Source organism: Agrococcus sp. HG114 (assembly GCF_024723325.1).
Lineage (GTDB): Bacteria > Actinomycetota > Actinomycetes > Actinomycetales > Microbacteriaceae > Agrococcus.
In genome coordinates this window covers 1-2,434 of sequence record NZ_JANQCH010000191.1, presented here as the reverse complement: position 1 = coordinate 2,434, position 2,434 = coordinate 1, and the positions used below count along the sequence as shown (strand labels likewise).

At 75.2% G+C, this 2,434-nt stretch carries 3 protein-coding genes; all 3 read right to left on the bottom strand.

The window, feature by feature from the left end:
- Positions 1-88: 88 nt before the first annotated feature.
- Genes NWP09_RS12445 through coaD form a run of 3 tightly spaced genes read right to left on the bottom strand, consistent with a single transcriptional unit; the run spans position 89 to position 2,347 of the window.
- Positions 89-1,072 (bottom strand): MoxR family ATPase, encoded by a 984-nt coding sequence (locus tag NWP09_RS12445; RefSeq protein ID WP_258275816.1) that lies wholly within the window; start codon positions 1,070-1,072, stop codon positions 89-91.
- Positions 1,062-1,868: a coenzyme F420-0:L-glutamate ligase gene (gene cofE, locus NWP09_RS12440; protein ID WP_258275815.1), complete on the bottom strand. Its 807-nt coding sequence runs from the start codon at positions 1,866-1,868 to the stop codon at positions 1,062-1,064. The genes NWP09_RS12445 and cofE overlap by 11 nt, the downstream gene beginning before the upstream one ends.
- The gene (coaD, locus tag NWP09_RS12435) at positions 1,865-2,347 is read right to left on the bottom strand and encodes a pantetheine-phosphate adenylyltransferase (protein WP_258275814.1); all 483 of its coding nucleotides are present in this window, start codon (positions 2,345-2,347) and stop codon (positions 1,865-1,867) included. The genes cofE and coaD overlap by 4 nt, the downstream gene beginning before the upstream one ends.
- Between the last annotated feature and the right edge of the window lie 87 nt (positions 2,348-2,434).

Sequence of the window (2,434 nt, the reverse complement as noted above, 5' to 3'; positions counted from 1 at the left end):
GAGCCCCTGCGGGCGGACCGGCCGCGCCGCCGCCCGGGGTCCGGGCGCCGAGCCGCCCCGCGGGCGTCGCTCCGGCCCGCCGCGGCCATCAGCGCATGACGGGGGCGACGGTGCCGGCGATCGCCTGCGCCACCACCGCCCGCGCGTCGTCGTGCCGGGCGCGCGGGTCGTGCAGCACGAGGTGGTGCGGCAGCACGTGCTGCGCGAGCGCCTTCACGTCGTCGGGCGAGAGCCAGTCGCGGCCGAGCAGGTGCGCGCGCGCCTTCGCCGCCCGCACGAGCTGCAGCGTCGCGCGCGGGCTCGCGCCGAGCCGCACGTCGGCGTGCTGCCGGGTGGCCCGCGCGAGCCGCACGGCGTAGCGCTCGACGAGCTCGTGCGCGCGCACGGCGTGCGCGGCGTCGATCTCGGCGCGGAACTGCGCCTCGGTCGTCACCGGGTGCACGGCGTCGAGCGGCTGCACGGTCTCGCGCGCCTGCACCATCGCGAGTTCGGCGGCCTCGTCGGGGTAGCCGAGCTCGAGCCGCACCATGAAGCGGTCGCGCTGCGCCTCGGGCAGCGCGTACGTGCCCTCCATGTCGATGGGGTTCTGCGTCGCGACCACGAGGAAGGGCGACGGCAGGAGGTGCGTGACGCCGTCGACCGTGACCTGCCCCTCGGCCATGCACTCGAGCAGCGCCGCTTGCGTCTTGGGGCTCGCGCGGTTGATCTCGTCGGCGATGACGATGTTCGCGAACACCGGGCCGGGCTGGAACCGCAGCTCGCCGGTCGCGCGATCGAGCACCGACATGCCGGTGATGTCGCTCGGCAGCAGGTCGGGCGTGCACTGGATGCGGCGCACCGTGCCGCCGATCGCCGCGGCGAACGCGCGCGCGAGCTGCGTCTTGCCGACGCCCGGCACGTCCTCGAGCAGCACGTGGCCCTCGGCGAGCAGCACGGTCAGCACCGTGCGGATCTCCTCCGCCTTGCCCGCGATGACGCTCTGCACGGCCCGCTCGATGCGGTCGCCGGCGGTCGCCGTCGCGGGCGGCACCTGCTCGAGCACCTGCGGCTCGCCGCGCCCCTCAGCCGTCATCCGAAGCCCCCGCCTCCGCCAGTGCATCGATCCTGCCCGCCTCGCGGCCGAGCCGGTAGGCCTCGTCGGTGCCGAGGCGGAACATGTCGCCCTCGCGCCGCACGAGCCGGTCGGCGCCCGGCTCGTCGAGCCCGGTGACGTGGCGGCCCAGCCCGCGCACGAGCACGACCGGCACGCCGTCGGACTTGCCGGCCACGAGGTCGGCGGCACCGGCGATCTCGTCGGCGATCGCGGGCGCGGTGACGGTGAGCGGGCGGCCGTTCGCGTCGAGCGCGCCCGCGAGCGGCTCGAGCACGCGAATGCCGGCCGCGCCGATCGCGACGTCGGTCTGGCCGACGCGCCACGCGCGCCCGAGCGTGTCGCTCACGATGACGCCGATCGCGCACCCGAAGCGCGACCGCAGCCGCTCGCCGATCGCGCGCGCCGACGCATCCGAGTCCTCCGGGAGGAGCAGGATCGTGCCGTCGTCGGTGTTCGACGCGTCGACGCCCGCCGCGGCGAGCACGAGGCCCGAGCGGTGCTCGACGATCCGCGTGATGCCGCCGGGGAACGCGCGCGAGGCGACGAGGCGCACCGACTCCTCGGTGATCGCCCGCTCGCGCTCGGCGGCGGGGCGGATGCGCCCCTCGGCCTTCGAGACGACCTTGCTCGTGACGACGACGATGTCGCCGTCCCGCGGCTCGAGCGGCGCGAGCGCGTCGGCGACGAGCTGCGGCAGGTCGTCGCCCGGGCGCACCTCGCCGATGCCCCGCAGCGCCCGCAGCTCGAGGTCGGCGTCGCGCGCGGGCGCGCTCATCGCTGCTGCAGGAAGGTGGCGACGGCCCGCGGTACGTAGGGGCTGATGTCGCCGCCGAGCTCCGACACCTGCCGCACGAGGCTCGACGAGACGTGCGCGTTCTCGGGGTTCGGCAGCATGAAGATCGTCTCGACGCCCGCGAGGTTGCGGTTCACGATCGACATCGGCGTCTCGTACGAGAGGTCGGTCGACGAGCGGATGCCCTTGACGAGCACCTCCGCGCCCACCTGCTGGCAGTAGTCGACGAGCAGGCCCATCGACCAGTTCGCGATGCGGATCTGCCCCTCGATGCGGGCCTCGTCGATCGAGCGCTCGATGAGCGCCTCGCGCTCGACGACCGGCAGGAACGCGTGCTTGTCGGGGTTGTGCGTGACGACGACGTGCACCTCGTCGAAGATCCGGGCGGCTCGCGCGATGACGTCGAGGTGACCCAGGGTGACAGGGTCGAACGAACCGGGCACGACGGCGATGCGAGGCATGCCGCCAGCCTATAAGGCGGACGCGTGCCGGCGAGGCCGCGCGGGGCTGCGGTGCGGATGCCGGGCCGCCGCCGCGCGCGGGCGCCG

Bases quoted from the DNA above. Each gene is read 5' to 3' on its own strand.
- cofE (WP_258275815.1), bottom strand. From the start codon at position 1,868: ATGAGCGCGCCCGCGCGCGACGCCGACCTCGAGCTGCGGGCGCTGCGG.
- coaD (WP_258275814.1), bottom strand. From the start codon at position 2,347: ATGCCTCGCATCGCCGTCGTGCCCGGTTCGTTCGACCCTGTCACCCTG.
- NWP09_RS12445 (WP_258275816.1), bottom strand. From the start codon at position 1,072: ATGACGGCTGAGGGGCGCGGCGAGCCGCAGGTGCTCGAGCAGGTGCCG.